The 15619-nt window shown below is 72.1% G+C and carries 13 protein-coding genes and 1 tRNA gene; 6 read left to right on the forward strand and 8 right to left on the reverse strand.

The genetic code is table 11. From position 1 onward, the window contains the following. Positions 1 to 80 precede the first annotated feature (80 nt). Complete coding sequence (gene ppc / locus OHA37_RS23185; protein WP_443046200.1) at positions 81 to 2846, forward strand: phosphoenolpyruvate carboxylase; 2766 nt, start codon at positions 81 to 83, stop codon at positions 2844 to 2846. A gap of 73 nt (positions 2847 to 2919) precedes the next feature. Here the strand turns inward: ppc and pth are convergent, their stop codons facing one another. The 6 genes from pth to OHA37_RS23215 form a co-directional block, all read right to left on the reverse strand. Beyond that, entirely contained in the window at positions 2920 to 3510 is a 591-nt protein-coding gene (gene pth, locus OHA37_RS23190) for an aminoacyl-tRNA hydrolase (RefSeq protein WP_266908096.1), read from the reverse strand. A 91-nt stretch (positions 3511 to 3601) separates the two neighbouring features. Next, positions 3602 to 4177, reverse strand: a complete 576-nt coding sequence (locus OHA37_RS23195; protein WP_266908098.1) for a 50S ribosomal protein L25/general stress protein Ctc — start codon at positions 4175 to 4177, stop codon at positions 3602 to 3604. Between the two features lie 208 nt (positions 4178 to 4385). Next, a complete protein-coding gene (locus OHA37_RS23200) occupies positions 4386 to 5363 on the reverse strand; it encodes a ribose-phosphate diphosphokinase (protein ID WP_112451977.1) in 978 nt (325 codons plus the stop codon). 133 nt (positions 5364 to 5496) lie between these two features. Next, complete coding sequence (glmU, locus tag OHA37_RS23205; RefSeq protein ID WP_266908101.1) at positions 5497 to 6945, reverse strand: bifunctional UDP-N-acetylglucosamine diphosphorylase/glucosamine-1-phosphate N-acetyltransferase GlmU; 1449 nt, start codon at positions 6943 to 6945, stop codon at positions 5497 to 5499. A gap of 125 nt (positions 6946 to 7070) precedes the next feature. Further along, positions 7071 to 7141: transfer RNA gene (locus OHA37_RS23210), tRNA-Gln, on the reverse strand. Between the two features lie 11 nt (positions 7142 to 7152). After that, positions 7153 to 8013, reverse strand: a complete 861-nt coding sequence (locus OHA37_RS23215; RefSeq protein ID WP_266908103.1) for a hypothetical protein — start codon at positions 8011 to 8013, stop codon at positions 7153 to 7155. Positions 8014 to 8144: 131 nt separating this feature from the next. Between OHA37_RS23215 and OHA37_RS23220 the strand changes: the two genes are divergently transcribed. The 3 genes from OHA37_RS23220 to OHA37_RS23230 are packed head-to-tail and all read left to right on the forward strand — an operon-like array spanning position 8145 to position 10518. Further along, positions 8145 to 9407: a sensor histidine kinase gene (locus OHA37_RS23220; RefSeq protein ID WP_266908105.1), complete on the forward strand. Its 1263-nt coding sequence runs from the start codon at positions 8145 to 8147 to the stop codon at positions 9405 to 9407. Between the two features lie 5 nt (positions 9408 to 9412). Next, complete coding sequence (locus OHA37_RS23225; protein ID WP_266908107.1) at positions 9413 to 9949, forward strand: hypothetical protein; 537 nt, start codon at positions 9413 to 9415, stop codon at positions 9947 to 9949. 26 nt (positions 9950 to 9975) lie between these two features. Next, a complete protein-coding gene (locus OHA37_RS23230; protein WP_266908109.1) occupies positions 9976 to 10518 on the forward strand; it encodes a hypothetical protein in 543 nt (180 codons plus the stop codon). Positions 10519 to 10550: 32 nt separating this feature from the next. Here OHA37_RS23230 and OHA37_RS23235 read toward each other — a convergent pair whose 3' ends face one another. Then, entirely contained in the window at positions 10551 to 11075 is a 525-nt protein-coding gene (locus OHA37_RS23235) for an SUKH-3 domain-containing protein (RefSeq protein WP_266908111.1), read from the reverse strand. 5 nt (positions 11076 to 11080) lie between these two features. After that, positions 11081 to 11734, reverse strand: a complete 654-nt coding sequence (locus OHA37_RS23240) for a YwqJ-related putative deaminase (RefSeq protein ID WP_443046201.1) — start codon at positions 11732 to 11734, stop codon at positions 11081 to 11083. A gap of 230 nt (positions 11735 to 11964) precedes the next feature. Here OHA37_RS23240 and OHA37_RS23245 point away from each other — a divergent pair, with 230 nt between their 5' ends. Continuing rightward, positions 11965 to 13026 (forward strand): SMI1/KNR4 family protein, encoded by a 1062-nt coding sequence (locus OHA37_RS23245; protein WP_266908113.1) that lies wholly within the window; start codon positions 11965 to 11967, stop codon positions 13024 to 13026. Positions 13027 to 13033: 7 nt separating this feature from the next. Next, positions 13034 to 15526: an SUKH-4 family immunity protein gene (locus OHA37_RS23250; RefSeq protein WP_266908115.1), complete on the forward strand. Its 2493-nt coding sequence runs from the start codon at positions 13034 to 13036 to the stop codon at positions 15524 to 15526. Positions 15527 to 15619: the final 93 nt, after the last annotated feature.

A 15619-nucleotide genomic window follows, 5' to 3' on the forward strand; every position in this document is an offset into this window, starting at 1 on the left:
CCAGGTCCGGGCGGGCACCACCGCGCACACTCGGAGCCCACCTCCCAGTAGCGCTCGAAACACTGCAAGGAGCCGCACCTGTGAGCAGTGCCGACCAGGCCCACTCGACCACCGCCCCCGCGACGTCCCCCGCCGGCGCGGCCAACGCAGAGCTGCGCGCGGACATCCGCCGCCTCGGCGACCTCCTCGGCGAGACCCTCGTACGCCAGGAGGGCCAGGACCTCCTCGACCTGGTCGAACGCGTCCGGGCCCTCACCCGCACCGACGGCATCGCGGCAGCCGAGCTGCTCGGCGACACCGACCTGGAGACCGCCGCCAAGCTGGTGCGAGCCTTCTCCACCTACTTCCACCTCGCCAACGTCACCGAGCAGGTGCACCGCGGCAAGGAGCTGCGCGCCCACCGCGCCGCCGAGGGGGGCCTGCTGGCCCGCACCGCCGACATGCTCAAGGACGCGGACCCGGAGCACCTGCGCCAGACGGTCAAGAACCTCAACGTCCGCCCCGTCTTCACCGCGCACCCCACCGAGGCGGCCCGCCGCAGCGTCCTGAACAAGCTGCGCCGCATCGCGGCCCTCCTGGAGGAGCCCGTCGCGGGCGCCGGCGAGCGCCGCCGCCACGACCTGCGCCTCGCGGAGAACATCGACCTCGTCTGGCAGACCGACGAACTGCGCGTGGTCCGTCCGGAGCCCGCCGACGAGGCGCGCAACGCCATCTACTACCTCGACGAGCTGCACGCCGGCGCCGTCGGCGACGTCCTGGAGGACCTCGCCGCCGAGCTCCAGCGCGTCGGCGTGGAGATTCCGGCCGGCACCCGCCCGCTCACCTTCGGCACCTGGATCGGCGGCGACCGCGACGGCAACCCCAACGTCACCCCCGAGGTGACCCGGGACGTCCTGATCCTCCAGCACGAGCACGGCATCACCGACGCCCTGGAACTCATCGACTTCCTGCGCGGACTGCTGTCGAACTCCATCCGCTACACCGGTGCCACCGAGGAGCTCCTCACCTCCCTGCAGGCCGACCTGGAGCGCCTCCCCGAGATCAGCCCGCGCTACAAGCGGCTGAACGCCGAGGAGCCGTACCGCCTCAAGGCCACCTGCATCCGCCAGAAGCTCCTCAACACCCGCGAGCGCCTCGCCAAGGGCATCCCGCACGAGGAAGGCCGCGACTACCTCGGCACCGCCGAGCTGCTCACCGACCTCACCCTCATCCAGACCTCCCTGCGCGAGCACCGCGGCGCGCTCTTCGCCGACGGCCGCATGGACCGCACCATCCGCACGCTGGCCGCCTTCGGCCTGCAGCTCGCCACGATGGACGTGCGCGAGCACGCGGACGCCCATCACCACGCGCTGGGCCAGCTCTTCGACCGGCTCGGCGAGGAGTCCTGGCGCTACGCGGACATGCCCCGCGACTACCGCGGCCGCCTCCTGGCCAAGGAGCTGCGCTCGCGCCGTCCGCTGGCGCCCACCCCGGCCCCGCTCGACGCGGCCGGCCAGAAGACGCTCGGCGTGTTCGGCGCCATCAAGGACGCCTTCGAGAAGTTCGGCCCCGAGGTCATCGAGTCCTACATCATCTCGATGTGCCAGGGCGCCGACGACGTCTTCGCCGCCGCCGTCCTCGCCCGCGAGGCCGGCCTGATCGACCTGCACGGCGGCTGGGCCAAGATCGGCATCGTCCCGCTCCTGGAGACCACCGACGAGCTCAAGGCCGCCGACGTCATCCTCGACGAGATGCTGGCGGACCCCTCCTACCGGCGCCTCGTCTCGCTGCGCGGCGACGTCCAGGAGGTCATGCTCGGCTACTCCGACTCCTCCAAGTTCGGCGGCATCACCACCTCCCAGTGGGAGATCCACCGCGCCCAGCGCCGGCTGCGCGACGTGGCCCACCGCTACGGGGTGCGCCTGCGCCTCTTCCACGGCCGCGGCGGCACCGTCGGCCGCGGTGGCGGCCCCTCGCACGACGCGATCCTCGCGCAGCCCTGGGGCACCCTGGAGGGCGAGATCAAGGTCACCGAGCAGGGCGAGGTCATCTCCGACAAGTACCTCGTCCCCTCGCTGGCCCGCGAGAACCTGGAGCTGACCGTCGCGGCCACCCTCCAGGCCTCCGCGCTGCACACCGCCCCGCGCCAGTCCGACGAGGACCTGGCCCGCTGGGACGCGGCCATGGACACCGTCTCGGACGCCGCGCACGACGCGTACCGCGCGCTCGTCGAGGACCCGGACCTGCCGGCGTACTTCTTCAAGGCCACCCCCGTGGACCAGCTCGCCGACCTGCACCTGGGCTCGCGCCCCTCGCGCCGCCCCGACTCCGGCGCGGGCCTCGACGGCCTGCGCGCCATCCCGTGGGTGTTCGGCTGGACCCAGTCCCGCCAGATCGTCCCCGGCTGGTACGGGGTCGGCTCGGGCCTCAAGGCCCTGCGCGAGGCGGGCCAGGGCGACGCCCTGACCGAGATGGGCGAGCGCTGGCACTTCTTCCGCAACTTCCTGTCCAACGTCGAGATGACGCTGGCCAAGACGGACCTGCGGATCGCCCGCCACTACGTCGACACCCTGGTGCCCGACGAGCTCAAGCACGTCTTCGCCCGCATCGAGGCCGAGCACGAGCTGACCGTCCGCGAGGTCCTGCGGATCACCGGGGGTGAGAAGCTCCTCGACTCCAACCCGGTCCTCCAGCAGACCTTCTCGGTCCGCGACGCCTACCTGGACCCGATCTCCTACCTCCAGGTCTCGCTGCTGGCCCGCCAGCGCGCGGCCGCCGAGCGCGGCGAGGAGGCGGACCCGATCCTGTCCCGGGCCCTGCTCCTCACCGTCAACGGTGTCGCGGCCGGTCTGCGCAACACCGGCTGAGGTTTCGTACGGCGTACGACGGAGCCCCCGTCACCGGATCGATCCGGTGACGGGGGCTCCGTCGTCGGTCCCTCTAACTGTTGTACGTGGACTGCGCGCGCTCCAGGCCCTCCTGGATCAGGCACTCCACGGCGTCCGCCGAACGGTCGACGAACCAGTCCAGCTCCTTGCGCTCCGTCGAGGAGAAGTCCTTCAGCACGAAGTCGGCGACCTGCATCCGGCCGGGCGGGCGGCCGATGCCGCAGCGCACCCGGTGGTAGTCCGGGCCCATCGACTTGGTCATCGACTTCAGGCCGTTGTGGCCGTTGTCCCCGCCGCCCAGCTTCAGCCGCAGCGTCGGGTAGTCGATGTCCAGCTCGTCGTGGACCGCGACGATCCGGTCCAGCGGCACCTTGTAGAAGTCCCGCAGCGCCGTCACCGGGCCGCCGGACAGGTTCATGAACGACATGGGCTTGGCCAGCACCACGCGCCGGTTCAGCGGTCCCGGCGGGCCCATCCGGCCCTCGACCACCTGGGCGCGGGCCTTGTGCGCCTTGAACTTGCCGCGCATCCGCTCCGCCAGCAGGTCGGCCACCATGAAACCGATGTTGTGGCGGTTGCCCGCGTATTCCGCACCCGGGTTCCCGAGGCCCACGATCAGCCAGGGCGCCGCGTCGTCCGACATCAAAAGCTCCTTATACGAAGACGACCGCCGTCCCGCTCCAGTGGAGCCGGACGGCGGTCGTTCAGCAAGTGCTGAGGGTGAGCGGTGAGGCTCAGGCCTCGGTGCCCTCGGCGGCCGGCTCCTCGGTGCCCGCGCCGATGACCTGCAGGACGGCGATGTCGCCGTCGACGGCCAGGGTGGTGCCGGCCGGGAGGACCAGGTCCGAGGCGGTGATGGTGGCACCGGCCTCGAGGCCCGCGATGGAGACGGTGACCTCGGTCGGGATGTGCGTGGCCTCGGCCTCGACGGAGATGGTGTTCTGGAGGGTCTCCAGCATGTTGCCGCCCGGGGCCAGCTCGCCCTCGGTGACGATCGCGACGTCGACGGTGACCTTCTCGCCCTTCTTGACGATCAGGAAGTCGACGTGGGAGATCGAACGCTTCAGCGGGTGCTTCTGAACGGCCTTCGGGATGACCAGCTCGGTGCCGGCGCCCTCGATGTCCAGGGAGAGCAGGACGTTCGGGGTGCGCAGCGCCAGCTGGAGCGCGTGGGCGTCCACGTTGACGTGCTTCGGGTCGGTGCCGTGGCCGTAGATGACCGCGGGGGTCAGGGCGTCACGACGGGCCTGACGGGCGGAACCCTTGCCGAAGTTCTCGCGGACCTTCGCGGAAAGCTTGATCTCGGACATGCTCACTCCTCGTGGGGTGACGGAAATGGACGACAGTCACCCGGCCGGAACACGGCCTGCTACGAAGAGCGCGTCGATAACGGAGCATCCATACCCGTTTGAAACGGGTACGGCCTCCCTCGCCGAGCAACTCAAGGAGTATACCCGGCGGGGAGGCCGTACCCAAAAATGATCTAAACCCTAAGGGGTCAGCACAGTGCGGACGTGCTTACTGCTGCTCTTCGAACAGGCTGGTGACCGAGCCGTCCTCGAAGACCTCGCGCACGGCGCGGGCGATCATCGGGGCGATGGAGAGCACCGTGATCTTGTCGAGCTCGAGGTCGGACGGGTCCGGCAGGGTGTTCGTGAACACGAACTCGCTGACCTTGGAGTTCTTCAGGCGGTCGGCGGCCGGGCCCGAGAGGATGCCGTGCGTGGCCGTCACGATGACGTCCTCCGCGCCGTGCGCGAAGAGCGCGTCGGCGGCGGCGCAGATGGTGCCACCCGTGTCGATCATGTCGTCGACCAGGACGCAGACGCGGCCCTTGACCTCACCGACGACCTCGTGGACGGTCACCTGGTTGGCGACGTCCTTGTCGCGGCGCTTGTGCACGATCGCCAGGGGGGCGTCCAGGCGGTCGCACCAGCGGTCGGCGACGCGTACGCGGCCGGCGTCCGGGGAGACGATCGTCAGCTTGGAGCGGTCGACCTTGGCGCCGACGTAGTCCGCGAGGACCGACAGGGCCGAAAGGTGGTCGACCGGGCCGTCGAAGAAGCCCTGGATCTGGTCGGTGTGCAGATCGACCGTGAGGATGCGGTCCGCACCCGCGGTCTTCAGCAGGTCCGCGACCAGGCGGGCCGAGATCGGCTCGCGGCCCTTGTGCTTCTTGTCCTGGCGGGCGTATCCGTAGGACGGGACGATCACGGTGATGGAGCGTGCCGACGCGCGCTTGAGCGCGTCGATCATGATCAGCTGCTCCATGATCCACTTGTTGATCGGAGCCGTGTGGCTCTGGATCAGGAAGCAGTCCGCGCCACGCGCCGACTCCTGGAAGCGGACGTAGATCTCGCCGTTCGCGAAGTCGAAAGCCTTGGTCGGCACGAGGCCGACACCGAGCTGGTGCGCGACCTCCTCGGCCAGCTCGGGGTGGGCGCGGCCGGAGAAGAGCATCAGCTTCTTCTCGCCGGTCGTCTTGATCCCGGTCACAGCACTGTCTCCTCAGACGTGGGAAAGCTGCTCGCCCCCATGTGCGTCCGTCCCGCACACGGTGAGCCAGCCGAATTGCGTTCACCTATCACGGTACGCCGTCTCGGGCGTAGCCGTTTCCGGTCAGTTCACCTCAGCGTTCGTCGGAGTCCTCGTGGACCGCCGACTGAGCCGCCGTTGCGGCGGCACTTCCCGGACGCTTGCGGGCCACCCAGCCCTCGATATTCCGCTGCTGGCCACGGGCCACGGCCAGGGCGCCGGGCGGCACGTCCTTCGTGATCACGGAGCCGGCGGCGGTGTAGGCGCCGTCCCCGATGGTGACGGGTGCCACAAACATGTTGTCCGAGCCCGTCTTGCAGTGTGAGCCGACGGTGGTGTGGTGCTTGTGCTCACCGTCGTAGTTCACGAACACGCTGGCGGCGCCGATGTTCGTGTACTCGCCGATCGTCGCGTCGCCGACGTAGGACAGGTGCGGGACCTTGGTGCCCTCGCCGATCGTGGCGTTCTTCATCTCCACGTACGTGCCGGCCTTGGCCTTCGCGCCCAGGTTCGTGCCCGGACGCAGGTACGCGAAGGGGCCCACGCTCGCGGAGGCACCGACGACGGCGGTGTCCGCCACCGTGTTGTCCACCCGGGCGCCGGCGCCGACATGCGTGTCCTTCAGGCGGGTGTTGGGGCCGACCTCGGCCTGCTCGGCGACGTGCGTGGTGCCGAGCAGCTGGGTGCCGGGGTGCACGATCGCGTCCTGGCCGAAAGTCACCGTCACGTCGACGAGCGTGCTCGCCGGGTCGACGATCGTCACGCCGGCGAGCATGGCGCGCTCCAGCAGGCGGGCGTTGAGCAGGGCGCGGGCCTCGGCGAGCTGGACCCGGTTGTTGATCCCGAGGATCTGCCGGTGGTCCGCGCCCACGGCCGCGCCGACGCGGTGGCCGGCCTCGCGCAGGATGCCGAGCACGTCGGTGAGGTACTCCTCGCCCTGGCTGTTGTCGGTGCGGACCTTGCCGAGCGCGTCCACGAGCAGGGCGCCGTCGAAGGCGAAGACCCCGGAGTTGATCTCGGCGATGGCGCGCTGGGCGTCGGTGGCGTCCTTGTGCTCGACGATGGCGGTGACCGCCCCGTCGGCGCCGCGGATGATCCGGCCGTACCCGGTGGAGTCGGGGACCTCGGCGGTCAGCACGGTGACGGCGTTGCCGTCGGCCTCGTGCGTGGCCGTCAGGGCGGCCAGGGTCTCGCCGGTCAGCAGCGGGGTGTCGCCGCAGACGACGACCACGGTGCCGGCGGGACGGTCGGCGCCGAGCTCTTCGAGGGCCATCCGGACGGCGTGCCCGGTGCCGTTCTGCTCGTACTGGACTGCCGTGCGGACGTCGGCGTCGACCGAGGCGAGGTGCGCGGTGACCTGCTCGCGGGCGTGCCCGACGACGACGACGAGGTGGGTGGGGTCCAGCTCGCGGGAGGCGGCGACGACGTGACCGACGAGCGAACGCCCGCTGATCTCGTGCAGAACCTTGGGTGTGGCCGACTTCATGCGGGTGCCTTCACCCGCTGCGAGTACGACGACGGCTGCCGGGCGGTTGGCGCTCACGGGTGTGCCCTTCGGCTTCGGGTGGTGGACCCGTGAAGGATACCGGTGGGTTTAAGGCCCTAAACGAGGGTGGGTCCCGACCGAGGCGGTCAGGACCCGAAGTACAGCAAATGTTGCGCTGTGAGCTCCCGGAGAAGGATTCGAACCCTCATTCAATGGACCAAAACCATTTGTCCTGCCCTTAGACGATCCGGGATGGTTCGCCATTTATGTCCGATTCGACTGATCGAACTGCGATGCAGCCCCTACTATGCCGCACCACCAGCCTTCGACGCGACGGTACAGACCGGCGCTTTGAAGCACCCGTACCGCGAGGCACCCGTGGTAGCTCTCGCCGGTGTTCTTTCGGACGGTCTTCGGGTTGTGCCGCTTGAGTGTCGTTTTGAGGAACTGTGCCTGCGGCACCCCGGCGAGATCCGCCCAGAAGGCCTCCGCGCCGACGACATCGGCTGATTCGTGGATCGTCACGGCGAACCGCAGGTCCTCGTCCTTCACTCCGAGGAGACGCAGCCAGGCGAGGTAGGTGGTCACCATGCCGGCGTCGCTGTTCACGAAGACCGCACGCTCGCGTCGGGCGTACGTCTTGTCCTTGCTGCCCTCGGACCAATAGAGGCTGACGCCCACGAGGAAGAGGTCGCGCTCCGAAAAGCTGCCGATCTCCGCAGCCGCATCCCGCTTGACCTGGCGGCGCTCCTCGTCACGGATCTCAAGTGTCCGTTCCCAGCCTCGCCGCGCTATGGCGGAGGACTCCTCCCTCGTGCGTTGCCGCTCCGGCTTCGGGAGGTCGCGGACCCAGAGGGAGATGGAGCTTTTCGAGCAGCCCAGCTCGATCTGGATCTGGTCGTACGTGAGGCCCTTGAGGCGGAGCTCGCGGGCGCGGTCGCGGAGGTCGTCCTTCGCGTTCGGGCGCTTCGTCCATTCCGGTGGGGGCTCGCCCTGGAGGAGGCGGTTGAGGATCTCGCCGTTGAAGACCTGGAGGCGGTCGCGGATCTGGCGGCGGCTGAGGCCCTCGCGGCGCAGGGCGAGGGCTTGTTCGCGGAGGGTTTCGAAGTCGGCGTATTTGCTCATACATAGAGCGTCGTCCGGAATGTGGGACTCCGGTCTCAGTCCGTGGGTGATTCAGTCGGACGTGCGATTACCGGTGGTTCGTTGGAATTGGCGCCGCCGGTGTGCTGTCGCCGCTGCGTAGGCTGGACCGTATGACCAGTACGGGGGAAGAGCAGGGAGAGGCGGGGGCCGGGCGGGACGGGCCCCTGTGGTGGGAGAGTCGCAGGTCGGCCCTGCTGGACGCGGGGCTCGGGGCGGTGTCCGCCGTCGAGGGCGGGGTGGAGGGCGTCCGGTTCGCCCGCGAGGCCGGGATCCCGGTCTTCGCCGGGGTGCTGTTCGGGGTACTGGTCGGGTCCGTGCTCGTGCTGCGGCAGCGCTGGCCGATCCTCGTGGTGCTGGTCGGCATCGCGGTGTCGCCGGCGGCCATGGGGTTCCTGCTCGTGGTGGTCGGGCTGTACACGCTGGCCGCCTCCGAGGTGCCCCGGCGGATCACCGCGACCCTGGCGTCGATGTCGCTGGCCGCGTTCTTCGTGGTGATGTTCATGCGGACCCGGGCTGACCCCGAGGTCAGCCTCACCCTCGTCATCACCCTGTCCGTGTTCGTGGCGGTGGCGCTGACCGTGCCGCCAGTGCTGTTCGGGCTGTACACGGCGGCCCGCAGACGGCTGATGGAGAGCCTGCAGGAGCGCGCGGACTCGCTGGAGCGGGAGCTGTCGCTGCTCGCGGACCGGGCGGAGGAACGCGCCGAGTGGGCCCGTACGGAGGAGCGGACCCGGATCGCGCGGGAGATGCACGACGTCGTGGCGCACCGGGTGTCGCTCATGGTGGTGCACGCGGCGGCCCTCCAGGCGATCGCCGCCAAGGACCCGGTGAAGGCGGCGAAGAACGCGGCGCTGGTCGGGGACATGGGACGGCAGGCACTGACGGAGCTGCGCGAGATGCTCGGCGTCCTGCGGGCCCAGGCGCCGAAGCCGGCGGCCGTGGCCGCGCCGGTGGCGCTGGTGGGGAGCTTCGACGACGGGCCGACGCTGGCCGCGCTGGAGGCGCTGGTCGGGCAGTCGCGGGCGGCCGGGATGTCCGTCGAGCTCGATGTGCGCGGCGAGTGCTCCGCGTACCTGGCGGAGGTGGAACAGACCGCCTACCGGGTGGTGCAGGAGGCCCTGACCAACTGCCACAAGCACGCCGCGGGCGCCCGGGTCGTCGTACGGCTGGCGCACCGGGAGGGCGAGGTGGCCATGCAGGTGGAGAACGGCCCCTGCGACGGCAAGGCGGCCGAACCGGGACTGCCGAGCGGCGGGAACGGCCTGGTCGGCATGCGCGAGCGGGTCCTCGCCCTGGGCGGGGTGTTCGTGTCCGGCCCGACGGACGAGGGCGGCTTCAAGGTCTCGGCGGTCCTGCCGAGCGGGCGGGGGTAGCGGGGATGGCCTGGGATCCGGTGGCGGAGCTGACGGACGAGGAGCGGAAGAGCTTCCGGCGGGGCGGGGAGGACTCCGCGCGGTTGTGGCTGAACGTGCCGGGGCCGTTCTGGACGGGCGAGACGGACAACTGCTGGACGGGCCGGATGGAGGCCCCGGCCAACGTGCTGTACACGGCGGAGAGCGCCTACTGCACCGAGTACGTGTTCCGGCAGCCGAGGGATCCGGCGGAGGTCCGGGCGGTGGCCGAGGCCGCCTGGGCCGAACCCATCGGGGAGTACCACTGCGACGGGGACCTGCGGTGGACGCCGGCCGAGGTGCGCGCGTGGTGGGCGGACCGGGGGCGGGTCGCCCTGCACCTGGCCGAGTCGCTGGCGGACTTCGGGAAGGGCGGCTCGGTCGCCGACGCCGATGCGGCCGCCGGCGTACGGGACTTCCAGGCGTATCTGGACGGTGGCCTCGCCGTCGATCTGCGGGCGTATCTTTTCCGGCTGGAGGAAGGCCGCTACCCGGAGGCCGGGGAGCGGCTCCCGCGGTTGTGACGCGGGGCGACAGGGGGGAAGCGGGGATGACGGTGGGCTGGGATCCGGTGGCGGAGCTGACGGACGAGGACCGGAAGCTGTTCCAGGGGCGATGGGAGAAGCGGCTCTGGCTGAACGTGCCGGGGCCCTTCTACACGGGCGAGACCGACACGTGCTGGACCGGGCGGCTGAACGCGCCCCGCAACGTGATGTACGCGGCGAGTACCGAGGGCACCCTCGAATACGTCTTCCGGCAGCCGCGCAGCCCGATCGAGGTGCGCGAGGTGGTCGACGCGGCGGACGAGGAGCCCTTCCAGGAGTACGCGTACGACGGGGACCGCTGGTGGACCCCGGAGACGGTGCGCCGGTGGTGGGCCGGGCGGAGCCGGGTCGAGGAGCACCTGGTGCTCACGCTGGCCGAGTACGGGGACAGCGTCCACCCCGCCGACCTGGACGCCGCCGAGGGGGCGCGGGAGTTCCGGGCATACCTGGAGGGCGGGCTCGCCGCCGATCTGCGGGCGTACCTCTTCCGGCTGGAGGAGGGCCGCTACCCGGGAGAAGGGGAGCGGCTTCCGGAGCTGGGCGGCTGAAGGGTGCCGCGACGCAGGCCGTCCCCGACGGCCTACCCCGTCGTCAGGCGCGTCGGCTGGAGGCCGGTCAGCAGGAGGGTGAGGGCCTCGTCGAGGCTCCCGCCGAGGTACCAGTCGCCGGTGTGGTCCACGCAGTAGACGCGGCCCTCGCGGTCGAGGGCGAGGTGGGCGCCGCCCCCGGCCGGGTCCGTGTCGGCCTCGACGCCGAGCGGGCAGAGCTGCGTGGAGAGGGCGCGGCCCAGGTCCGCGAAGGTCCGGGCGAGGTGCAGGCCCGTGAGGGGGTCCAGGCGTATCGCGGTGGGCGCGATCTGGCGGCCGGGGCCCGGGGCCGAGACGGTGAGGTTCCCGAACTCCGCCCAGGCCTCGACGGCGGCCGGGAAGACGGTGTGCCGGTGCCCGGCCGGGGTGGTGTGGTCGCGCAGGGCGTCGGCCCAGTACTCGGCCTGCTTGATGTCCCAGCGGCCCGGCTCCCAGCCGGCGGTGCGCAGGGCGGAGTCCACGGCGACGGGGAAGCGGGTCGCCGAGGAGCGGGCGTACGAAGCGGAGGTCGTGGTCATGGCGGCTACTCGGGGTGAGTGAGGTCGACGGGGCGTACGCCGAAGTGGGCGAGGAGGGCCTCGCAGGAGCGGCAGGGAGGTGCGTAGCTGCCGTGGAGCGGGTCGCCGTCCTCGCGGATGCGGCGGGCGGTGATCTTGGAGTGCTTCAGCGAGCGGCGCGCCTCGCTGGGCGTCAGGGGCTTGCGCGAGGCGCGCTTGCTGCGGGCGCCCTCGACGGTGGCGAGGTGCCGGGAGAGCAGGATCGCCTCCGGACATCGGCCGGTGAAACGTTCGCGCTGGCCACTCGTGAGGGTGTCGAGGAAATCCTGTACGAGGGCGTGCAGCACGGGGGGCAGGTCGGCCTTGCCGGCGGTCCCGGTGAGGGTCTCGCCGCGCACGGACAGGGCGGCGGCCACGGTGGGCAGGATCCCGTCGCGGCGGAAGCGGAGCGTGGGCACGTCGGGACGGCCGTCCCCGCCGCCCCAGCGCAGCCGGGGATCGCCGGGGCCCTGCTCGGCCGCGGCGCGGGCCTGCCCGGGGACGGCCGCCGGGTCACCGGTTCCCGCGGGACCGGCGGGGTCCGCCGGTCCGTGGGCGCCCGCGGGGCCCGTGGATCCCTGGGCTCCCGCCCCTCCTGAGTGGGCGTCGGCCGCGTCTGTGCGTGTTGCCGTGTTCTGCATGGTTGCGCTTTCCCTCCCGTGGCCGCGGTGCTGACCGCTGTCGCGCACGCCCCCGTGCTGTGGGGACAGCCTGTCAAATGTCCCGTGGCATGTGGAAGCGGGGTCGAATATTCGTATCAATTCGGATCTTCCCGGCCGTCCCGCGGGGTCCCCGCGCACGCGCGGGTGAGGCCCTTGCCGGAGCACATAGGCTGTGGTGAACCAGCCAGATCCAGCAGGGGGCTACCGCCATGACGACAGGTCGGCTCGGGCATCAGGCCGCGCCACCCAACGCCGCTTATTCGGGGCAGGTCGTGCATTTCCCGGACCCCGTCCGGGCCGCGCGCCATCCCCACGGAGTCCGCATCGACGCGAACGGGCACCCCGACTTCGCGCTGTACGCCCGTGCGGCCGTCGAGATCGCCGAGCCCCCCGAGGGCTTCGGCGTGGACGAGCTGCGGCTGACGGACTGCGTGTCCGCGAACGCGGCCATGCGGGCGACCGGCCACGAACTGTGGGACACGGTCGGCCCGGTGTCGACCCCGCACGGCTGGACCTGGCACCACGTGTCCGGCACCCGCCGCATGGAGCTGGTCCCGGTCGAGGTGAAGTCGCTGCTGAGGCACCACGCCGGTCTGGCGACGGCGGCGGTGGACCACGGCAAGCGCGGGACGCGGGCCCTGCAGGAGGTGCGCCCGGTGCACCTGGGACTGCCCAAGACGGTGGTCTCGGTCTCCGAGCAGCAGGTCCAGGGCGTCGAGGAGGACCTCGGCTACCGGCTCCCGGAGGCGTACCGCTCCTTCCTGAAGGCGGCGGGCGGCTGCGCGCCGGTGGGCACCGGGCTCGACGTGGAGCTGGGACTGCTGGTGGACCAGCCGTTCTTCACGGTGCGCGAGGAGGCGGCGGTCAACGACCTCGTCTACGTCAACAAGTGCCTGCGGGACCACCTGACGAAGGACTACCTGTGCGTGGCCTTCGCGCAGGGCGGGCTGCTCGCGGTGAAGGTGCGCGGTGAGGGAGTCGGCTCGGTCTGGTTCTCCCCGTACGACGATGCGCGCGACCAGGACGGCTGGTCGGTCCAGGAACGCGTGGAGCGGTTGCTGCTGCCGTGCGGTGCGGATTTCGACGCCTTCCTGGAACGGCTGGCGGGCAATCCGCCGGAACTGGAAACGGTGGCCGGTCTGATGGTGGACGGCGGATTCGCGCGCTCGGTTCCCGTGACGGGTCAGGGTGAGGGAGCGGGGCCGGGAGCGGCTCCGGCAGGGCGTTCGGTTCCGGGTGCCGGTCCGGCAGCGGCACCGGTGGAAGGGTGACGGCGCGATGGTGACGTTTGCGCAGGCGCAGGAGCGCGCCGAGGAATGGATCAACGGGGACGTGCCCGGGTACCAGCACCGCGAGGTGCGCGTACGGGAGTTCGGACTCGGTTTCGTGGTGTGGGCGGAGGACCGCCCGGCGGGCCCGGTGTCCGGGGGCGGCCGGCAGCGGCTCGTCATCGCGCGGGACAGCGGGGAGGTGACGCTCTGGCCCGGCCTGCCGGTGGGTGAGGTGATCCGCCGCTACGAGGAGGAGTACGGGGCGTCGGCCGCGCAGGCCGAGGCTTCGGTGCCGGTGCCGCGCATCGACTCGGAACAGACCTCGTTCATGCTGAGCCCGCCGGAGTGGCTCCAGGAGGCGGCGGACCGGGCGGGGATCCCGGCGGCTCCGGCCGCTCCGGTGACGCCCGCCGCTCCGGTGACGCCGGTGGCTGCTTCGGCGCCGGCCGCTTCCGGCGCGGGCTCCTCGGAGCCGGTGCCGGAGCCGGTTCCGCTGCGGCGCGGGGGAGAGGTCCCCTACGAGCCGACCGCCAACGACGGGGTGCCCGCCGCCGTCCCGACCGGGGCCACGCCCTGGGCCGGCACCGACGTGAACCCCGGTGCGGACTCCGTGTCCGTGCCGCTGCCGGCGACGGTGTTCGCGCCGCCGCTGTCCGGCACGGACCTGGACGACGCCCAGGCGCCGTCGGGGCCGGGCCCGGAGGCGCGCACGACCCTGATGCCCCGGGGCAGTGAGCTGCCGAAGACCGCCGTGGTGCCGGCGCTGGACCCGGAGTCCTCCCGGTCGGGGCAGGGGCAGGGGCGGGGCTCCGGTTCCGGTTCCGGTTCCGGTCAGGCTTCCGGTTCCGGTTCCGGCGGAGACATCGCCGACGCGCCGACGAGCAAGGCCCGGGTCAACCGGTCCGGGGCCCCCGGGCCCGTGACCCCGCCGGGTCCGCCCGGTGCGCCGGGCGGGGGTGCGGAGTCGCCCTCGTACGCCGCCACGATGCTGGCGGGCCCCGGCGGGCCGCAGCAGCCCGCGCCGCCCGGCCCGCCCGGAGCTCCGGGGGCTCCCGGTGCACCCGGTGGCGGGCTGGACCATGCCGCGACGATGCTGGCGGGTCCGGCCGTGACCGGGCAGCCGCCCGCGCCTCCCGGTCCGCCGGGGTCTCCCGGGTCGTCCGGCGGGCGCGGAGACGCCTACGCCGCGACCATGCTGGCCGGTCCCGGCGTACCCCAGCCGCCCGGTCCCCCCGGGGTGCCTGGCGCCGGGCAGCCGCCCGCACCGCCCGGTCCTCCCGGCGTGCCCGGGGGCGGCGCGCACCACGCCGCCACGATGCTGGCCGGTCCCGGCGTACCGCAGCCGCCCGGTCCGCCGGGGGCTCCCGGCGCTCCCGGTGGCGGGCTGGACCATGCCGCGACGATGCTGGCGGGTCCGGCCGTGACCGGGCAGCCGCCCGCGCCGCCCGGCCCGCCCGGCCCCGCGCCGCAGTCGCCCGTACACGCGTCGCAGGCACCCGCGCCGCAGGCCTCCGCCCCCGGGGTCCCCACGGTCGGCCCCGGATACCAGGCCGTGCTGCGCTACCGCGCGCCCGACGGCTCCGAGCAGCAGCTCATCCGCCGCTCCGCGCCCGGCACCCCGCACCCGGAGTGGCAGATCCTGTACGAACTGCGGGCCATGAACGTGCCCCCGCAGCAGGTGCTGGAGCTGCACACCGAGCTGGCCTCGTGCGAGCTGCCCGGCGGCTACTGCGCGCGCATGATCCGGGAGACCTGGCCGCAGGTCCGGATCACCAGCGTGGCCCCGTACGGGACGGACCACGCGGGCCGCCAGCAGGGCATGCGGCACCTGCTGACCCACCAGGGCGAACTGCACCAGGTGGCGGACGGCCCGGCGCGCCCCGCGCCGGTGCGCGCACCGCTCCCGCAGGTGCCCTTGCAGCCGGCGATCCCGCTGGACGCGATCGCGCAGGAGCTGGCGGGGGCCTTCGGGCCGCAGGGCGTGTTCCGCTTCGAGCAGCGCGCGGTGTCCCGGCAGGGCGTGCCGGAGATCGTGGCGCAGACGCTGATGTGGTCGGGCCTGCCCGTCGACTTCGGGCCGTTCTTCTGGGCCCAGGCCGTACCGGGCGCCCCGCTGCCGACGCTGGCCGAGCTGGCGGCGCAGCGGCAGGTGCAGCCCGCCTCGGACGCGGGCTCGTACCTGGTGGTGGGCAGCGACTTCGGCAAGGCGCTGTGCGTGCAGTACGGCACCGCGCACATCGTCGCGGTGCCGGTGGAGAGCGGTCCGGGCGGGGCGCCGGTGCCCCCGCAGTTCGTCAACTCCTCGCTGCCGCAGTTCGTACGGTCCCTGGCGATGCTGGGTCACATGTGGCGGCTGCGCCAGCATCTGACGCCGGAGCAGGCGGGCCGCTGGACCGTCGATTTCCAGGCGAACCTGGCGGGGCTGGACAGTGCGGCGCTGGCGTCGCCGGAGAACTGGTGGTCGGTGCTGCTGGAGCAGATGTGGGACGGGCTCCTCTGACCGGTTCCTGCTGATCTCGCACGGATCCTCTGCGGATCCTCCGCGGATCCTCCGCCGATCCGGATGGCCGGGTCGTGACCCCCGAACGGGGTC

The organism is Streptomyces sp. NBC_00335 (assembly GCF_036127095.1).
In the GTDB taxonomy this organism is placed as follows: domain Bacteria; phylum Actinomycetota; class Actinomycetes; order Streptomycetales; family Streptomycetaceae; genus Streptomyces.